This window comes from Salmonella sp. A7 (assembly GCF_020181675.1).
Lineage (GTDB): Bacteria > Pseudomonadota > Gammaproteobacteria > Enterobacterales > Enterobacteriaceae > Salmonella > Salmonella enterica.
This window is the reverse complement of sequence record NZ_CP084001.1, coordinates 2827109-2846015: the sequence shown is the minus strand read 5'-3', so window position 1 is coordinate 2846015 and position 18907 is coordinate 2827109. Positions and strand designations below refer to the sequence as shown.

The following is an 18907-nucleotide window of genomic DNA, read 5'->3' as shown; positions in this document are numbered from 1 at the left end:
CCGTTTGTGCCTGAAAAGATGAACATTCTGCGTAGCGCGATTTGCGCAACAGGAATAGACTGGAGTCGACACTCTACACAAAGATGCGAAAGGTTTTTTATGACACAACAGCCACAAGCCAAATACCGCCATGACTATCGCGCGCCGGATTACCAGATTACTGATATTGACTTGACCTTTGACCTCGATGCCGAAAAAACCGTGGTCACCGCAATAAGCCAGGCTGTTCGTCATGGCGCGCCTGATGCGCCTCTTCGCCTTGATGGGGAAGATTTAACGCTGGTATCTATCCACGTCAACGATGCGCCGTGGACAGCATATAAGGAAGAAGAGGGCGCGCTTATCATCCGCGACCTGCCAGAGCGTTTTACGTTACGCATTGTCAACGAGGTAAGTCCGGCGGCGAATACGGCGCTGGAAGGATTGTACCAGTCCGGCGATGCGCTCTGTACCCAGTGTGAAGCGGAGGGCTTCCGCCATATTACCTGGTATCTTGACCGCCCGGACGTACTGGCGCGATTTACCACCAAAATTATTGCCGATAAAAGCAAATATCCCTTCCTGCTCTCCAATGGCAACCGTGTTGCGCAGGGCGAACTGGAGAATGGCCGTCACTGGGTTCAGTGGCAAGATCCGTTCCCGAAACCGTGTTATCTGTTTGCGCTGGTGGCCGGTGATTTTGACGTGCTGCGCGATACCTTTACCACCCGCTCCGGGCGTGAAGTCGCGTTAGAACTGTACGTTGACCGTGGCAATCTGGATCGCGCGCCGTGGGCAATGACCTCGCTGAAAAATTCCATGAAATGGGATGAAACGCGTTTTGGGCTCGAATATGACCTCGACATCTATATGATTGTCGCGGTGGATTTCTTTAATATGGGCGCGATGGAGAATAAAGGTCTCAATATCTTTAACTCCAAATACGTGCTGGCGCGAACCGATACCGCGACGGATAAAGATTATCTCGATATTGAGCGCGTGATAGGCCATGAGTATTTCCACAACTGGACCGGCAACCGCGTCACCTGCCGCGACTGGTTCCAGTTGAGCCTGAAAGAGGGGCTAACCGTGTTCCGCGATCAGGAGTTTAGCTCTGATTTGGGGTCACGCGCGGTGAACCGCATCAGTAACGTGCGTACCATGCGCGGTTTACAATTCGCGGAAGACGCCAGCCCGATGGCGCATCCTATCCGCCCGGATAAAGTAATCGAAATGAATAACTTCTACACCCTCACCGTTTATGAAAAGGGTGCGGAAGTCATTCGCATGATCCACACGTTGCTGGGTGAGGAAAATTTCCAGAAGGGGATGCAGCTTTATTTTGAGCGCCATGACGGCAGCGCCGCGACGTGTGATGACTTCGTACAGGCGATGGAAGATGCTTCTAATGTCGATTTGTCCCATTTCCGCCGCTGGTACAGTCAGTCCGGCACGCCGATTGTAACGGTAAAAGATGATTATAATCCGGAAACCGAGCAGTACACGTTGACCATCAGCCAGCGCACTCCGGCGACGGCGGATCAGGCGGAGAAGCAGCCGCTGCATATTCCATTCGCCATCGAACTGTACGATAACGAAGGCAACGTCATTCCGTTGCAAAAAGGCGGTCATCCGGTCAACGCTGTGCTGAACGTCACGCAGGCGGAGCAGACATTTACCTTCGATAATGTCTACTTCCAGCCTGTTCCGGCCTTGCTGTGCGAGTTTTCAGCGCCGGTGAAACTGGAATATAAATGGAGCGATCAGCAGTTGACGTTCCTGATGCGCCATGCGCGCAATGATTTCTCCCGTTGGGATGCGGCGCAAAGCCTGCTGGCCACATACATTAAACTGAATGTGGCGCGTCATCAGCAGGGGCAACCGCTATCGCTTCCGGTGCATGTCGCTGATGCGTTCCGTGCAGTACTGTTGGATGAGAAAATCGATCCGGCGTTGGCCGCAGAAATTTTAACGCTGCCTTCGGCCAATGAAATTGCGGAGCTGTTTGAGGTCATCGACCCGATCGCTATTGCGCAAGTTCGTGAAGCGCTAACGCGTACGCTGGCGGCAGAACTGGCGGATGAGTTCCTGGCTATCTATAACGCCAATCATCTGGATGAGTATCGTGTTGATCACGGCGATATCGGTAAGCGCACGCTGCGCAATGCTTGCCTGCGCTTCCTGGCGTTTGGTGAGACGGAGCTGGCTAATACGCTGGTCAGCAAACAGTATCGCGACGCCAATAATATGACCGATGCGCTGGCGGCCCTGTCTGCTGCGGTGGCGGCGCAGTTGCCGTGCCGCGATATGCTGATGCAGGAGTATGACGATAAGTGGCATCAGGACGGCCTGGTGATGGATAAATGGTTTATCCTGCAATCCACAAGCCCGGCGGAAAATGTACTGGAAACCGTACGCGGCCTGCTCAAACACCGTTCTTTCAGTATGAGCAACCCGAACCGCATCCGTTCATTAATTGGCGCATTTGCTGGCAGCAACCCGGCGGCGTTCCATGCGCAAGACGGTAGCGGATACCAGTTCCTGGTCGAGATGCTGACCGATCTGAATAGCCGTAACCCGCAGGTAGCATCTCGCCTCATTGAACCGCTGATTCGTCTGAAACGTTATGATGATAAGCGTCAGGAGAAAATGCGTGCGGCGCTGGAGCAGTTAAAAGGACTGGAGAATCTTTCCGGCGATCTGTACGAGAAGATAACTAAAGCGTTAGCCTGACAGTATCTGCTATAAAGAGGTAAGACATGCCCGGTAAGCGTTAGCGCTGCCGGGCATTTTTTTGCCGGACGATGACGCTCGCTGGCGAAACGTGAAGTGAGAATGAAGGAAAACGATTGCTATTTATTGCCGTAGGTCAATTCCCTTTTGCTTTGTTATCGCCCATAATACGCCCCCGGTTTGCACACCGGGAATCCAGGAGAGTTCATGTACTATCCCTTCGTTCGTAAAGCCCTTTTCCAGCTCGATCCAGAGCGCGCTCATGAATTTACATTTCAACAATTACGCCGCATTACAGGTACGCCGCTGGAAGCGCTGGTGCGCCAGAAAGTACCGACAAAGCCGGTTACCTGCATGGGACTTACCTTTAAAAATCCACTGGGGCTGGCTGCCGGTCTGGATAAAGACGGGGAGTGCATCGACGCGTTAGGCGCGATGGGGTTTGGCTCCCTGGAAATCGGCACCGTGACGCCGCGCCCACAGCCGGGTAACGATAAGCCGCGTCTTTTTCGTCTGGTGGATGCTGAAGGTCTGATCAATCGGATGGGCTTTAATAATCTGGGCGTCGATAACCTGGTCGAGAATGTTAAAAAAGCCCATTTTGATGGTATTCTGGGAATTAACATCGGTAAAAATAAAGATACGCCTGTCGAAAATGGCAAAGATGACTACCTGATTTGTATGGAAAAAGTCTATGCTTATGCGGGTTATATCGCCATTAATATTTCTTCGCCGAATACGCCAGGGCTACGTACGCTCCAGTATGGTGATGCGCTGGACGATCTGTTAACTGCCATTAAAAATAAGCAAAACGATCTTCAGGCGATCCATCATAAATATGTGCCGGTAGCAGTAAAGATCGCGCCGGATCTTTGTGAAGAGGAATTGATCCAGGTTGCCGATAGCCTGCTTCGTCATAATATTGATGGGGTGATTGCGACAAATACCACCCTCGATCGTTCTCTGGTACAAGGAATGAAAAATTGCCAGCAAACGGGGGGATTAAGTGGCCGGCCATTACAATTAAAAAGCACAGAAATTATTCGCCGTTTATCCCAGGAGTTAAAAGGACAATTGCCTATTATCGGCGTCGGCGGCATTGACTCAGTTATCGCCGCGCGCGAGAAGATAGTGGCAGGAGCTACGCTGGTACAAATTTATTCCGGCTTTATTTTTAAAGGCCCGCCATTGATTAAAGAAATCGTAACGCACATCTAAACTTTAGCCTTTATCAGACAACCAGGGCTTTATTTCCGGCGCTGGTTGTTTTATATTTCTCCACTGTTGCTTATTTAGACATTTTAGGCTTTTATTATTGGGGTAATAAACGAAGCGGCAAAAGGACAATGCTGTTACGAGTTGCTTAAAAGCGGGAGAGAGGTAATGCGAATTAAACCTGACGATAACTGGCGCTGGTATTATGATGAAGAGCACGATCGTATGATGCTCGATCTCGCCAATGGTATGCTTTTTCGCTCGCGCTTCTCTCGTAAAATGCTTACGCCGGACGCGTTTTGCCCGACCGGTTTTTGTGTGGATGACGCTGCGCTCTATTTTTCCTTTGAAGAAAAATGCCGGGATTTCGAATTAACCAAAGAGCAACGCGCGGAGTTGGTGTTGAATGCGCTGGTGGCGATTCGCTATCTCAAACCGCAGATGCCAAAAAGCTGGCATTTTGTGGCGCATGGCGAAATGTGGACCCCGGGAACGGGCGATGCCGCAAGCGTCTGGTTAAGCGATACGGCGGAACAGGTTAATTTGCTGGTCGTTGAGCCGGGAGAAAATGCCGCGTTGTGTCTGCTGGCCCAGCCGGGCGTGGTGATAGCAGGCCGAACCATGCAGCTTGGCGATGCGATTAAAATTATGAACGACAGGCTGAAACCGCAGGTTCACTGTCACAGTTTCAGCCTTGAACAAGCGGTTTAATTCTCCAGTCGTAACGCGGTCTTAGGCACGCAGCTACAGCTCAGAATCGTACCATCGTCACCCATAGCCGATTTTTTCAGCGGACTTACTTCGCCTTCCAGCAAACGTATCCGGCAGCAACCACAGATACCAGCCCGGCAAGAATACGGAATACGAATCCCCTGATTCTCCAACTGTTCCAGTAGTACCTGTTGATTATTCCCGCAGAAGGTTTGCCCCTGCCAGTCGATGGTTACACTCGCGTCCGGGTGTTTCTCTGGCGTAACGCTGTCGTCGACCGTTGTGGCGCCATAAGCTTTTGCTGGGGCTGTCGCCAGAATCTCCACTTCATCGCCGACGCGAATGACGCCGCTATTGCGGGCAATCAGATTCTGACCGAAATCCACATCGCCATTGTCCTGGGCGGTACGAAAAGCTTGCAGTGTCGCCAGCGGTTCTCCGGAAGGATGTTTTTGCCCCTTTTCAGGGCTGACGGTCGTAAAAATACAGCGGCTACAGGGTTTCACGACGTCAAAAATCACATCGCCAATGCGAAGCACTTTCCAGCTATCTTCCTCCCAGGCCGCTACGCCGGAAACCACTAAGTTTGGGCGGAATTGTTCCATTTGTACGCCTGCCGGACAACGCTGTTGCAGATCGCGCAGCGAGGCTTCGTTGGTCAATAAATACGGGTAGCCATCGGCAAATCCCAGCGGCACCGCGTTATGCCGTTTAACCCGGCGCGTCAACTGCGGCCCAACCCAGCGCAACTGGACATCGCGGGAGAAAAAGCCGCTCAACCATTGATTAATCGCCGTCGGGGCGACGCGAGCGGTAAAATGGTTTCCCCAGACCTCGGTCGGCGCATCCTGTGGGGTGAAATCCGTAAAGCGAACCAGCGCGCCATTACCGTCTGGCGCGGTCAAATGAAGGCCGTCGTGTAAGGGAGAGGGGGTAAAACGTACCATTTGTGGAAACTGGCGGGCGGTAATAAATGTGCCGTCAGGCTCGGTTACCATGAAGATGCGATCAAAAGCCAGGCCGCTGATATCTGCCAGCGCATGAGTCAGGCCAATGCCGCGCATGGATTTGACCGGATGAATAAAGAGCCGTGATAACGTCGCCACCGTACAGTCCCTCAAATGAAAATAAGCCTTCAACTTTATGACATGGGCGTGAGATTAGCTATAATGCGCAACAATTTTCTTAGCGTAAAAGTGACAATATGAATTCTCTGTTTGCCAGTACGGCCCGCGGGCTGGAAGAGCTGTTAAAAACTGAACTGGAAAAACTGGGCACCGTAGGGTGTCAGGTTGTTCAGGGTGGGGTCCATTTTCAGGGCGACACGCGGCTTATTTACCAGAGCCTGATGTGGAGCCGCCTGGCCTCGCGTATTATCCTGCCGATGGGTGAGTGCAAGGTCTACAGCGATCTCGATCTTTACCTCGGCGTTCAGGCGATAAACTGGACAGAGATTTTTAATCCTGGCGCGACGTTTGCGGTGCATTTCAGCGGCCTGAACGACACCATCCGTAATAGTCAGTATGGCGCGATGAAAGTTAAAGACGCGATTGTCGATGCGTTTACGCGGAAAAATCTTCCGCGTCCAAATGTGGACCGCGAATCGCCGGACCTCCGTATTAACGTCTGGCTGAATAAAGAAACTGCCAGCATTGCGCTGGATCTCAGTGGTGATGGCCTGCACCTGCGCGGTTATCGCGATCGCACCGGGCTGGCGCCAATTAAAGAGACGCTGGCGGCAGCGATTGTTATGCGTTCCGGCTGGCAACCCGGTACGCCGCTGCTCGACCCTATGTGTGGTTCGGGGACACTATTGATTGAGGCCGCGATGTGGGCGACCGATCGCGCGCCGGGCCTGCACCGTGGTCACTGGGGATTTAGCGGCTGGGCGCAGCATGACGAGGCTATCTGGCAGGAAGTGAAAGCCGAAGCGCAGACCCGGGCGCGTAAGGGACTGGCGGAGTATTCCTCTCATTTCTACGGTTCCGACAGCGATGCGCGCGTCATTGAGCGGGCGCGCAGCAACGCCCGTCGCGCCGGTATCGGCGAGCTTATCACCTTTGAAGTGAAAGATGTGGCGCAACTGAGTAATCCATTGCCGAAAGGCCCGTATGGTACGGTGATCAGTAACCCGCCTTACGGCGAACGTCTGGACAGCGAACCGGCGCTGATTGCGTTGCACAGCCTGCTGGGCCGTACCATGAAAAATCAGTTTGGCGGCTGGAACCTGTCGCTGTTCAGCGCTTCGCCCGATTTGCTGGGCAGCCTGCAATTACGTGCCGACAAACAGTTTAAAGCCAAGAATGGCCCGCTGGACTGCGTGCAGAAAAACTATCATATTGCGGAAACCACGGCGGACAGTAAACCGGCGACGGTGGCGGAAGATTACGCTAATCGCCTGCGTAAAAATCTTAAAAAGCTGGAGAAATGGGCGCGCCAGGAAGGGATTGAATGCTATCGCTTGTATGATGCCGACCTGCCGGAATATAACGTGGCGGTAGACCGTTACGGCGACTGGGCAGTGATTCAGGAATATGCGCCGCCGAAAACGGTGGATGCGCAAAAAGCGCGGCAACGTCTGTTCGATATTATTGCGGCAACCTTGTCAGTGCTCGGTATTCCGCCGAATAAACTGGTGTTAAAAACCCGTGAACGACAAAAAGGAAAAAACCAGTATCAGAAAATGAGCGAGAAGGGCGAGTTCCTTGAGGTCAGCGAATATAATGCGCGCTTATGGGTAAATCTGACGGATTATCTCGACACCGGTCTGTTCCTCGATCACCGTATTGCCCGCAGAATGCTGGGAGAAATGAGCAAAGGCAAAGATTTCCTGAATCTCTTTTCTTATACCGGCAGCGCCAGCGTACATGCGGGGCTGGGCGGCGCGCGCAGCACCACAACGGTGGATATGTCCCGCACCTATCTGGAGTGGGCCGAACGTAATTTGCGTCTGAACGGACTGAGTGGCCGCGCGCATCGCCTGATTCAGGCCGACTGCCTGGGCTGGCTGCGCGAGGCGAATGAACAGTTCGATTTGATCTTTATCGATCCGCCAACGTTCTCTAACTCAAAACGTATGGAAGAGTCGTTTGATGTTCAGCGCGATCATGTTGCGTTAATGAAAGATTTAAAACGCCTGCTGCGTAAAGGCGGCACCATCATGTTCTCAAATAATAAGCGCGGATTCCGTATGGATCTGGAAGGGCTGGCTGAGCTGGGGCTTACCGCACAAGAAATTACGCAAAAAACGCTTTCCCCGGATTTTGCCCGTAACCGTCAGATTCATAACTGTTGGCTGATCCGCGCCGCCTGAAAGGAAAAGTAAATGTCATTAATCAGTATGCATGGCGCATGGCTGTCGTTCAGCGACGCGCCGCTTCTCGATAACGCAGAGTTGCATATCGAAGATAACGAACGCGTCTGTCTGGTGGGGCGTAACGGCGCCGGGAAATCCACCTTGATGAAGATCCTCAACCGCGAACAGGGTCTGGACGATGGGCGTATTATTTATGAGCAGGATCTGATCGTCGCGCGTCTGCAACAGGACCCGCCCCGTAATATTGCGGGCAGCGTCTATGACTTTGTCGCCGAAGGTATCGAAGAACAAGCGGAATACCTCAAGCGCTATCATGAGATTTCCCGTCTGGTGATGACCGATCCCAGCGAGAAAAACCTCAATGAAATGGCGCGCGTACAGGAACAGCTCGATCATCATAATCTGTGGCAGCTGGAAAACCGTATTAATGAAGTGCTGGCGCAGCTTGGCCTCGATCCTAACGCCGCGCTGTCGTCGCTCTCTGGCGGCTGGCTGCGTAAAGCCGCGCTGGGTCGGGCGCTGGTCAGCAATCCGCGCGTATTGTTACTGGATGAACCGACTAACCATCTGGATATCGAAACTATCGACTGGCTGGAAGGGTTTCTGAAAACCTTTAACGGAACGATTATTTTTATCTCTCACGATCGTTCGTTTATTCGCAATATGGCAACCCGCATTGTCGATCTCGATCGTGGCAAACTGGTCACCTATCCGGGAAATTACGATCAATACCTGCTGGAGAAAGAAGAAGCGCTGCGCGTAGAAGAATTACAAAACGCGGAATTTGATCGCAAACTGGCGCAGGAAGAAGTCTGGATTCGCCAGGGTATCAAGGCGCGCCGCACCCGTAATGAAGGGCGCGTGCGGGCGTTAAAAGCGATGCGTCGTGAACGCAGCGAGCGTCGGGAAGTGATGGGCACGGCGAAGATGCAGGTCGAGGAGGCGACGCGCTCCGGTAAAATCGTTTTTGAGATGGAGAATGTCGATTACCAGGTAGAAGGAAAACAACTGGTAAAAGATTTCTCCGCTCAGGTACAGCGTGGCGACAAAATTGCGTTAATTGGCCCGAACGGCTGCGGTAAAACCACGCTACTGAAACTGATGCTGGGACAGCTTCAGGCTGACAGCGGGCGCATCCACGTAGGAACGAAGCTGGAAGTCGCCTACTTCGATCAGCATCGCGCCGAACTGGATCCGGAAAAAACCGTGATGGATAACCTTGCGGAAGGCAAGCAAGAGGTGATGGTAAACGGTAAGCCGCGCCATGTACTGGGCTATTTGCAGGACTTCCTGTTTCATCCCAAACGGGCGATGACGCCCGTTCGCGCGCTTTCCGGCGGCGAACGTAACCGTCTGCTGCTGGCGCGACTGTTCCTCAAGCCGAGCAATCTTTTAATTCTCGATGAACCAACGAACGATCTTGACGTCGAAACGCTGGAACTATTAGAAGAATTAATTGATGGCTATCAGGGCACGGTACTACTGGTCAGCCACGATCGGCAATTTGTCGATAATACCGTGACGGAATGCTGGATTTTCGAGGGCGGCGGCAAAATCGGACGTTATATCGGCGGCTACCATGATGCGCGTGCGCAGCAAGAGCAGCATCTGGCGACGAAACAGCCGATGGCGAAAAAAAATGAGGAAGTTATTGCCCCTAAAGCAGAAATTGTAAAACGTGGCAGTAGCAAACTAAGCTATAAACTGCAGCGCGAGCTGGAGCTGTTACCCGGTCAGCTTGAAGACCTGGAAGCGAAGCTGGAAGCGCTACAGGCGCAGGTTGCGGATGCGGCCTTTTTTAGCCAACCCCATGAGCAAACGCAAAAAGTTCTGGCCGATTTAAGTCAGGCGGAGCAAGAACTTGAGCAAGCCTTCGAACGTTGGGAGTATCTTGAAGGCCTGAAAAACGGGGCATAACGAAAGGAGCGCCTATGTGTGAACATCACCATGCTGCGAAGCACATATTGTGCCCGCAATGCGACATGCTGGTGGCTTTACCCCGCCTCTCGCATGGGCAAAAAGCAGCATGTCCACGATGCGGCGCAACGTTAACGACCGAGTGGGACGCGCCCCGGCAGCGTCCTACCGCCTATGCGTTAGCGGCACTATTTATGTTGCTGCTTTCTAACCTTTTTCCCTTCGTGAATATGAATGTCGCGGGCGTCACCAGCGAAGTCACGCTTCTGGAAATCCCCGGCGTCATGTTTTCTGAAGATTACGCCAGCCTCGGCACGTTCTTTTTATTATTTGTCCAACTGGTGCCGGCATTTTGCCTGGTGACCATTCTATTACTTGTCAACCGCGCCAATCTGCCGTTGTCGGTAAAAAAAACGCTGGCAAGGATCTTTTTCCTCCTCAAATCGTGGGGAATGGCGGAAATATTTCTCGCCGGGGTGTTGGTCAGTTTTGTTAAGCTGATGGCCTACGGCGATATCGGCATCGGCAGCAGTTTTATTCCCTGGTGCTTATTTTGTCTCGTTCAACTGCGGGCGTTCCAGTGTGTCGATCGCCGCTGGTTGTGGGATGATATCGCCCCGCAGCCTGCACTGGCGCAGCCGTTAACGCCGGGGATTACCGGTATCCGGCAGTCTTTGCGTTCTTGCGCCTGCTGCACGGCGATCCTGCCTGCGGAGAGTCTCGTCTGTCCGCGTTGCCATACGAAAGGCTATGTCCGGCGTAAAAACAGTTTGCAGTGGACGCTGGCGTTATTATTTACCTCGATCATGCTTTATCTGCCCGCCAATATTTTGCCGATTATGATTACCGACTTACTGGGCTCTAAAATGCCGTCGACCATTCTGGCTGGCGTGATTTTGCTGTGGAGCGAGGGGTCTTATCCGGTGGCGGCGGTTATCTTTCTCGCCAGTATTATGGTGCCGACGCTAAAAATGATCGCCATTGCCTGGCTTTGTTGGGATGCGAAAGGCCACGGTAAACGCGACAGTGAACGGATGCATTTTATTTATGAAGTAGTGGAGTTTGTGGGACGCTGGTCAATGATTGATGTCTTTGTCATTGCTGTACTCTCTGCGCTGGTGCGCATGGGAGGGTTAATGAATATTTATCCTGCGATGGGTGCGTTGATGTTTGCTTTAGTCGTCATAATGACAATGTTTTCTGCGATGACCTTTGATCCGCGTCTGTCGTGGGATCGTGAATACGAACCAGGCCATGAGGAGTCCTGATAGCATGGAACCTAAAAAAGGGGAAGCCAAAGTACAAAAGGTGAAAAATTGGTCGCCTGTCTGGATATTCCCGATTGTTACTGCGCTTATCGGAGCCTGGATTCTGTTTTATCACTACAGCCACCAGGGACCGGAAGTTACCTTAATTACCACCAATGCGGAAGGTATTGAAGGCGGAAAAACGACGATCAAAAGTCGCAGCGTGGATGTCGGCGTGGTTGAAAGCGCGACGCTGACTGACGATCTGACCCATGTACAAATCAAAGCGCGGCTTCATTCCGGCATGGAAAAGTTGCTGCATAAAGACTCGGTATTTTGGGTCGTAAAACCGCAGGTGGGGCGTGAAGGCATCAGCGGGCTTGGGACGCTGCTATCAGGCGCGTATATTGAACTACAACCAGGAAGTAAGGGCAGTCAGCCGGAAAGCTATCAGCTTCTTGATTCACCGCCGTTGGCGCCGCCCGATGCCAAAGGCATTCGTGTGATTCTGGACAGCAAAAAGGCCGGTCAGCTCAGTCCTGGCGATCCCGTTCTGTTCCGGGGCTATCGGGTAGGATCCGTTGAAACCAGCTCTTTCGATCCGCAAAAACGGACAATGAGTTATCAGTTGTTCATTAAGGCGCCAAACGATCGATTGGTTACCAGTAATGTCCGATTCTGGAAAGATAGCGGTATCGCTGTGGATCTGACATCGGCGGGAATGCGCGTGGAAATGGGATCGTTGACGACATTGTTTGGCGGCGGCGTGAGTTTTGATGTGCCGGAAGGACTTGAGCAGGGGCAACCTGTCGCCGAAAAAACGGCGTTTAATCTCTACGACGATCAAAAAAGTATTCAGGATTCGCTGTACACCGATCATATCGATTACCTGATGTTCTTTAAAGATTCGGTGCGCGGATTACAACCTGGCGCGCCGCTGGAGTTCCGCGGTATTCGTCTGGGGACGGTAAGCAAAGTGCCTTTCTTTGCGTCTAAAATGCGCCAGGTATTTAACGATGATTACCGTATTCCTGTGCTGGTGCGCATTGAACCGGAGCGTCTGAAAGCGCAACTGGGAGAAAATGCGGATGTTGCCGCGCATTTGGCGGAGCTGCTTAAGCGCGGTCTGCGTGCATCGCTTAAAACCGGTAACCTGGTGACCGGAGCGCTGTATGTCGATCTGGACTTTTATCCTAAGGAACCGCCGATTACCGGGCTACGCGAATTTGATGGTTATGAAATTATTCCCACCGTCAGCAGCGGCCTGGCGCAAATTCAACAGCGACTGGTGGAAACGTTGGATAAGATCAACAACCTGCCGCTGAATCCGATGATTGAACAAGCGACCAATACGCTGTCTGAAAGCCAGCGTACTATGCGTCGGCTGCAAACCACGCTGGATAATATGAACAAGATTACCTCCAGTCAGTCGATGCAGCAGCTTCCGGCGGATATGCAAACGACGTTACGCGAACTTAACCGCAGTATGCAAGGCTTCCAGCCTGGATCGGCGGCGTATAACAAAATGGTGGCGGATATGCAGCGTCTCGATCAGGTGCTTCGTGAGTTACAACCGGTGTTGAAAACTCTGAACGAGAAGAGCAACGCGCTGGTATTTGAAGCGAAGGATAAAAAAGATCCTGAGCCTAAGAGGGCGAAACAATGAAAAAATGGCTAGTCGTGATAATGGCGTTCTGGCTGGCGTCATGTAGCTCCGGCGGAGAGAATAAAAGCTATTATCAGCTCCCGATAGCGCAAATCGGTGTGCAAAGCACCGCAAGTCAGGGCAACCGTCTCTTATGGGTAGAGCAGGTTTCCGTACCTGACTATCTGGCAGGTAACGGCGTGGTGTATCAAACCAGTGATGTTCAGTATGTGATTGCCAATAACAATCTGTGGGCCAGCCCGCTGGATCAGCAATTGCGTAACACGCTGGTGGCGAATCTTAGCGCCCGGCTTCCTGGCTGGGTCGTCGCTTCCCAGCCGTTGGGAACCACCCAGGATACGTTAAACGTTACCGTAACCGGATTCCATGGACGTTACGATGGTAAGGTTATCGTCAGCGGGGAGTGGCTATTAAACCACAACGGACAACTGATTAAGCGGCCTTTCCATATCGAAGCCAGCCAGCAGAAAGATGGCTATGATGAGATGGTCAAAGTACTGGCAAGCGCATGGAGTCAGGAAGCAGCCGCTATCGCAGATGAGATAAAGCGCCTTCCCTGAGATAAAAGTAATGTAAATTTAACCGCTTCAGGTCGTACGCCTGAGGCGGTTTTTTTATTTTTGACGCCGGAAAAATAGTTGTTATGGCTCACATTTTTTGTACAAATGATTTACCGTATAGCTCACAAATATGACATTGGTGTGAATTTTGCGCATTGACGGGCGATCCATTTAGAGGTATTCGTGTAGTGTGATTGCACATTTTGTAATCACTGTTTTCTTTTCCACCAGATACAAATATGAGGGAAACGAGGCATGAAGAGACAAAAACGAGATCGCCTGGAACGGGCACATCAACGTGGATATCAGGCCGGCATCGCCGGACGATCAAAAGAAATGTGTCCCTATCAGACGCTGAATCAACGGTCATACTGGTTGGGAGGTTGGCGACAAGCCATGGAGGACAGGGCGGTAATGGCCTGATTCTGTCTCTTTAGAAAAAGAAACCTCCGCAGTGCGGAGGTTTCGCCTTTATTGGCTTTGCAAGCATGATACCGATAGCGCGGAATATCAATTCAACACTTAGAACGCGGAAGTATCCTGGAACAAACCGACTTTCAAATCGTGTGCGGTATAGATCAGACGACCATCCACCAGAACCTCACCGTCCGCCAGGCCCATGATCAGGCGACGGTTTACGATACGTTTGAAATGAATGCGATAGGTGACTTTCCTGGCTGTCGGCAGAACCTGGCCGGTAAATTTCACTTCGCCCACGCCCAGAGCGCGGCCTTTGCCTTCGCCGCCCAACCAGCCCAGGTAGAATCCCACCAATTGCCACATAGCATCCAGACCCAGGCAACCGGGCATCACCGGATCGCCGATAAAGTGGCATCCGAAGAACCATAGGTCCGGATTGATATCCAGCTCGGCTTCGACATAGCCTTTGTCGAAATTGCCGCCCGTTTCGGTCATCTTAACGACGCGGTCCATCATCAGCATGTTCGGCGCAGGGAGTTGCGGCCCTTTAGCGCCAAACAGTTCACCACGACCAGAGGCAAGAAGGTCTTCTTTTGTATAGGATTCGCGTTTATCTACCATGTTTTATGTAAACCTTATTTTATTGAAGCACGCAGGATAGCTAACACGTGTACGCTGAACAAGTCCGATCAGTTCGGAATAAAAGCGTTCAGCCAACGTAATGGCCACGGGAAACGATGACGGCCTTCCTGTTGCGTCGCCTGCGCGATACGCTCCTGGATAGTCTGCATCAACGTCGTTTGACCTTCGCCATCCCACACCAGATTTAACAGTAGCGGTAAGGCGTCGGTCACGTCGTCTACCGCCCAGATAGTGAACTTCTCTTCTTTAACCGCTTGCAGCAGTTCAGATTTAAGACTGAGATGGCGGACATTGGCGGCAGGGATAATCACGCCCTGTTTACCGTTTAATTCCCGCTGCTCGCAGATGGCGAAGAAACCTTCAATTTTTTCGTTTAGCCCGCCCACCGGTTGCGCGCGACCAAACTGATCGACCGAGCCGGTAATCGCAATGTTTTGATTCACTGGCACATTGGCCAGCGCGCTGATAAGCGCACATAATTCCGCCATTGAGGCGCTATCGCCATCCACTTCGCTGTAGGATTGCTCAAAGGTTAACGAGGCAGAGAAGGGAATTTGTTGCTCCAGCTGCAACTCCGACATCAGGAAGGCCTGCATAATCATCATTCCCTTAGCGTGGATATTTCCGCCAAGTTCGGCCTTGCGCTCAATATCGTTAAATTCGCCATCGCCGATATGCACAACACAGCTAATTCGCGACGGTTCGCCAAAGGCGCGCGGATGCCCGGGAAACTCAATGACGGAAAGCGCATTGATTTGTCCAACGCGTTCGCCTTCGGTTTCAATCAGGATCTGCTCTTGCAGAATCTCATCCTGCATCCGTTCCGCCAGAAAGCCTTCTCGCCATTCGCGTCGGGCAAGCATCAGACTGAGCGCTTCTGCGCCGCAGGTATCGCCTTCGCATAAAGGCGATGCCTCCTTAAACTGGCGGGCTATCCACAGTGGGCAAAGAGGCAGCGTATCCTGTTCGCCGGTATAGCGCACAGCCTCGCGTATCAGGACGGGCCAGGCGTCTGGTGCCGGAGGGGGCAAATTATCGCGTAAAGCGATACGCGTCACCCATTGACACCATAGGGTCATAGCTTCTGCGTCCGCTATTTGTAAATTGTCTTCAAATTCACTGTAGATAGCCTGTTCCGCGAGCTCCGGTTCCATTTCCTGAAAATCAGCCAGTGATTCACGTTCGCCAACCAGAATCACCTTCAGTTTGAGCGGCATTGATGGCACGGAGACCGGTAATGGACGCGACTCGTCAAACGCCACCCAGTCAAAACGCTCGCGGCTAACGATGGCTTTCAGACGCATCCATAGCAACGGCTGCGCCAGAAGGGTTCGTAAGGAAATAATCAGCACGCCGCCGTTCGCCTGATGAACCAGTCCCGGCTGCAGGGTAATGTCGCCGTTATACTGCCGCAGGCAACCAAAGAGCTGTTCGGCTTCGACCCAGTCCGCGCTGACGACTTGTGTGACGGTGGCAAAGTTGTCTTGCGCATTCTGCGCGGCGCGGTAATGAACAGTATGCCCGGAAACGTCATAATGTCCGCCGGTTAATTGTCCGGCATCGGTTTGCAGAGCGCGGACGGCATCTGAAAGTAAAGTGAGATACTCTTGCTCTTCAGGCGCTTTAGTCAGCATAAAAGAGGATGAACTCCACGGCTGAATAAGCTGCTCAAGCGCAAATTGCAGTCGTGGCTGAGTATCACTGAGTAAGGTGTCGTTTTCGTCAGTCGCGTGTGGCTGTGCAAATATCTCCTGATAGCTTTCGCTATCCGGAACCAGATCACGCCATGCAAGTTTCGTAATGGTCAAAGTTGAGGTTTTTTAGTCTGTTGTAAAAGGGGGGATTATAGCCTAACCCGTCACGCTGCACACGCGGAAAGCGAATGCAAAGTAATATGAAGACGTGTAACCATTCACAGGTTCGAGATTCTTTTCTTCAGATGGCTAAAAAACTGATATTCTGATAACAGTTACACGGTAACATTGGGATCGCAATGAAATATCAACAACTTGAAAATCTTGAAAGCGGTTGGAAATGGAAATATCTGGTGAAAAAGCACCGCGAAGGGGAGTTGATCACCCGCTACGTGGAAGCCAGTGCTGCCCAGGAAGCCGTCAATTTGTTGTTGGCCCTCGAAAATGAACCGGTGCGGGTAAATGTCTGGATAGACAGGCATATGAATCCTGCCTTGCTTAATCGGATGAAACAAACCATTCGGGCAAGACGCAAACGACACTTCAATGCGGAACATCAGCATACGCGCAAAAAATCTATCGATTTAGAGTTTATGGTCTGGCAGCGTTTGGCAGGCCTTGCGCAGCGACGCGGTAAAACATTATCCGAAACGATAGTGCAACTGATAGAAGACGCGGAGCATAAAGAGAAATATGCCACGCAAATGACCACGTTAAAGCAGGATTTACAGGCGTTATTAGGCAAGAAGTAACGCTGAAAGGCGTTGTCATCCAGACCAGAGCAAAAAACCCCGCGACGCGGGGTTTTTTATCAGACGGAAACTTAAGCCTGCGGCTGAGTTACCACGTCTTTAACGCCTTTAACTTCGATCTCTACGCGACGATCCGGAGCCAGGCAATCGATCAGGGCAGCGCGAGGTTTCACGTTGTCACAGGTGTTGCCGGTAACCGGGTTAGATTCGCCCATACCACGTGCGGAGATTTTGTCAGACGGAATACCTTTGGAGATCAGGTAATCAACAACAGACTGAGCACGTTTCTCGGACAGACCCTGGTTGTAAGCGTCAGAACCGATACGGTCAGTGAAGCCCAGAACGACGACGGAACCGTCTTTCGGATCTAGGTTGCTCAGCTGGCTGTACAGCTGATCCAGAGCCTGCTGGCCTTCTGGTTTCAGAGTTGCTTTGTTGAAGTTGAACAGTACGTCAGACTTCAGAGTGAAGTGCTTGGTCTGTACTTCCGGAGCCGGAGCCGGTGCCGGAGCTACTACCGGAGCAGCTTCTTGCTGGCCGAAACGGTAGGAAACACCTACGCTCAGCAGGCCGTTGTCCGGACGGGTGCCGATGGTGTTGGCATCACCGATGTTGTTAGTCCACTGGTATTCCAGACGGGTTGCGATTTCAGGGGTGATGGCATACTCGATACCGCCCGCGAATACCGGGGAAACGCCGGTGTCGTGGTCTTTAGTAGACGCGCCGCCAGGGACGTTAGACTTGGTGTCTGCACGCCATACCATACCACCCAGACGGGTATAAACGTCCAGATCGTCAGTGATTGGATAACCCAGTTTAGCGGTCAACTGAACGCCCTGAGCTTTATAAGCGCCATTGATGTTGTCGCCTTTGTACGGCATACGGCCTAACCAGTCGTAGCCCATTTCAAAGCCAACGTACGGGTTAACCTGGTAACCACCAAAAGCACCTGCGCCCAGTTGGTTTTCATGAGTCGGGCCATCATTGTTAATGAAGCCGGTGTCATGGTACTGAGACCAGCCCAGTTTAGCACCAGCGTACCAGGTGTTATCTTTCGGAGCGGCCTGCGCTACGGTAGCGAAACCAGCCAGTGCCACTGCAATCGCGATAGCTGTCTTTTTCATTTTTTGCGCCTCGTTATCATCCAAAATACGCCATGAATATCTCCAACGAGATAACACGGTTAAATCCTTCACCGGGGGATCTGCTCAATAGTTACTCTACCGATATCTACGGCTTATGCTGAGCACCCCTGGCGATGTAAAGTCTACAACGTAGTTGGAAACTTACAAGTGTGAACTCCGTCAGACATGTGAAAAAAACATGCTGGATATACACATCATTTAACAGTTTCAGATGATAAATCGTACAGCAAAAATTGCGGAAACCGCTTCTGGCAAGCTTTCTCGCAAAAAAAACGTTACCACTCAAAGGAGATGCGTTCGCGTAAAAAAAAGTCCAGGATAAATCCTAATTTTACTTAATGATACAAATTAGAGTGAATTTTTAGCCCGGAATGCTGTCTCCTGGGTAAAGCGTGCGCACGTACAGGGCGCATGATAAACCCTACCGCATTACCTACCTTCGCTGCTTCAACCAGGCTGGCATGTTCTTCTTCTGTCAGTTCTTCAGTCATCCAACCAATTACCACGCTGTAATTTCCTGTACGCAAAGCGCGGATCATCGACTCCAGCGTATGACGAGGCGCAAGCTGGCTAATTTGCATCACTTTCGTTAATGGCAAACCTGAAGACTGTACCCACTCTCGGCTGAGCTTTTGCTGTGGCGTGAGCCAGAGCTGCCAGCGTGATTGTTGGCCTAACTGACGAAGTAAAGGCAAAAGCAGGAGCTGCGCCATCATGGGCTGGTCTTCGTGGTAGACAACTTCACTGACCAGTCCTGCCGCGGCATTTTCCGTAGCGGTGCGCGCTGCGTTGTGGGTAGTGGTAGGAAATGACGAAGAACGATTTGCATAACCTGAAGTGTACATAATCAATCCAGCCCTGTGAGTTACTGTATATTCATACAGTACCCCTGTGGCGATGAAAGATCAAC

The 18907-nt window shown here is 51.8% G+C and carries 15 protein-coding genes; 10 read left to right on the top strand and 5 right to left on the bottom strand.

Features of this window, described 5'->3' with window-relative positions:
* Positions 1-99 precede the first annotated feature (99 nt).
* The 3 genes from pepN to zapC all read left to right on the top strand — a co-directional run bounded on the left by pepN (position 100) and on the right by zapC (position 4638).
* Entirely contained in the window at positions 100-2712 is a 2613-nt protein-coding gene (gene pepN, locus LCS67_RS14045; RefSeq protein WP_001643736.1) for an aminopeptidase N, read from the top strand.
* A gap of 207 nt (positions 2713-2919) precedes the next feature.
* Positions 2920-3930, top strand: coding sequence for a quinone-dependent dihydroorotate dehydrogenase (gene pyrD, locus LCS67_RS14040; RefSeq protein ID WP_031565074.1), 1011 nt, complete (start codon positions 2920-2922; stop codon positions 3928-3930).
* A 165-nt stretch (positions 3931-4095) separates the two neighbouring features.
* The gene (gene zapC / locus LCS67_RS14035) at positions 4096-4638 is read left to right on the top strand and encodes a cell division protein ZapC (RefSeq protein ID WP_001220671.1); all 543 of its coding nucleotides are present in this window, start codon (positions 4096-4098) and stop codon (positions 4636-4638) included.
* On the opposite strand, the gene LCS67_RS14030 is transcribed toward zapC, so the two are convergent.
* Positions 4635-5744, bottom strand: coding sequence for a YcbX family protein (locus LCS67_RS14030; RefSeq protein WP_000224067.1), 1110 nt, complete (start codon positions 5742-5744; stop codon positions 4635-4637). The genes zapC and LCS67_RS14030 overlap by 4 nt on opposite strands.
* 98 nt (positions 5745-5842) lie before the next feature.
* Here LCS67_RS14030 and rlmKL point away from each other — a divergent pair, with 98 nt between their 5' ends.
* The 6 genes from rlmKL (at position 5843) to rmf (ending at position 13767) form a co-directional block, all read left to right on the top strand.
* Positions 5843-7951 (top strand): bifunctional 23S rRNA (guanine(2069)-N(7))-methyltransferase RlmK/23S rRNA (guanine(2445)-N(2))-methyltransferase RlmL, encoded by a 2109-nt coding sequence (gene rlmKL / locus LCS67_RS14025; protein WP_001086490.1) that lies wholly within the window; start codon positions 5843-5845, stop codon positions 7949-7951.
* A 12-nt stretch (positions 7952-7963) separates the two neighbouring features.
* Positions 7964-9871, top strand: a complete 1908-nt coding sequence (locus LCS67_RS14020) for an ABC transporter ATP-binding protein (protein WP_000053043.1) — start codon at positions 7964-7966, stop codon at positions 9869-9871.
* A 14-nt stretch (positions 9872-9885) separates the two neighbouring features.
* A complete protein-coding gene (gene pqiA / locus LCS67_RS14015; RefSeq protein WP_000333143.1) occupies positions 9886-11139 on the top strand; it encodes a membrane integrity-associated transporter subunit PqiA in 1254 nt (417 codons plus the stop codon).
* Positions 11140-11143: 4 nt separating this feature from the next.
* The gene (pqiB, locus tag LCS67_RS14010; protein WP_000433412.1) at positions 11144-12784 is read left to right on the top strand and encodes an intermembrane transport protein PqiB; all 1641 of its coding nucleotides are present in this window, start codon (positions 11144-11146) and stop codon (positions 12782-12784) included.
* A complete protein-coding gene (pqiC, locus tag LCS67_RS14005; RefSeq protein ID WP_000759132.1) occupies positions 12781-13344 on the top strand; it encodes a membrane integrity-associated transporter subunit PqiC in 564 nt (187 codons plus the stop codon). The genes pqiB and pqiC overlap by 4 nt, the downstream gene beginning before the upstream one ends.
* Positions 13345-13599: 255 nt before the next feature.
* On the top strand, positions 13600-13767 hold the full coding sequence (gene rmf, locus LCS67_RS14000; RefSeq protein ID WP_001537784.1) for a ribosome modulation factor: 168 nt from the start codon (positions 13600-13602) through the stop codon (positions 13765-13767).
* A 99-nt stretch (positions 13768-13866) separates the two neighbouring features.
* On the opposite strand, the gene fabA is transcribed toward rmf, so the two are convergent.
* On the bottom strand, positions 13867-14385 hold the full coding sequence (fabA, locus tag LCS67_RS13995) for a bifunctional 3-hydroxydecanoyl-ACP dehydratase/trans-2-decenoyl-ACP isomerase (protein ID WP_000227928.1): 519 nt from the start codon (positions 14383-14385) through the stop codon (positions 13867-13869).
* A 68-nt stretch (positions 14386-14453) separates the two neighbouring features.
* Entirely contained in the window at positions 14454-16214 is a 1761-nt protein-coding gene (locus LCS67_RS13990) for an AAA family ATPase (protein ID WP_000156458.1), read from the bottom strand.
* Positions 16215-16399: 185 nt separating this feature from the next.
* Between LCS67_RS13990 and matP the strand changes: the two genes are divergently transcribed.
* Positions 16400-16852, top strand: coding sequence for a macrodomain Ter protein MatP (gene matP / locus LCS67_RS13985; protein WP_000877172.1), 453 nt, complete (start codon positions 16400-16402; stop codon positions 16850-16852).
* A 71-nt stretch (positions 16853-16923) separates the two neighbouring features.
* Here matP and ompA read toward each other — a convergent pair whose 3' ends face one another.
* Together ompA and sulA are read right to left on the bottom strand one after the other, a co-directional pair.
* Positions 16924-17976 carry a porin OmpA gene (gene ompA / locus LCS67_RS13980; RefSeq protein ID WP_001562588.1) on the bottom strand — a complete coding sequence of 351 codons (1053 nt, stop codon included), beginning with the start codon at positions 17974-17976 and terminating at the stop codon, positions 16924-16926.
* A gap of 356 nt (positions 17977-18332) precedes the next feature.
* Positions 18333-18842 carry an SOS-induced cell division inhibitor SulA gene (sulA, locus tag LCS67_RS13975; protein ID WP_000288732.1) on the bottom strand — a complete coding sequence of 170 codons (510 nt, stop codon included), beginning with the start codon at positions 18840-18842 and terminating at the stop codon, positions 18333-18335.
* Between the last annotated feature and the right edge of the window lie 65 nt (positions 18843-18907).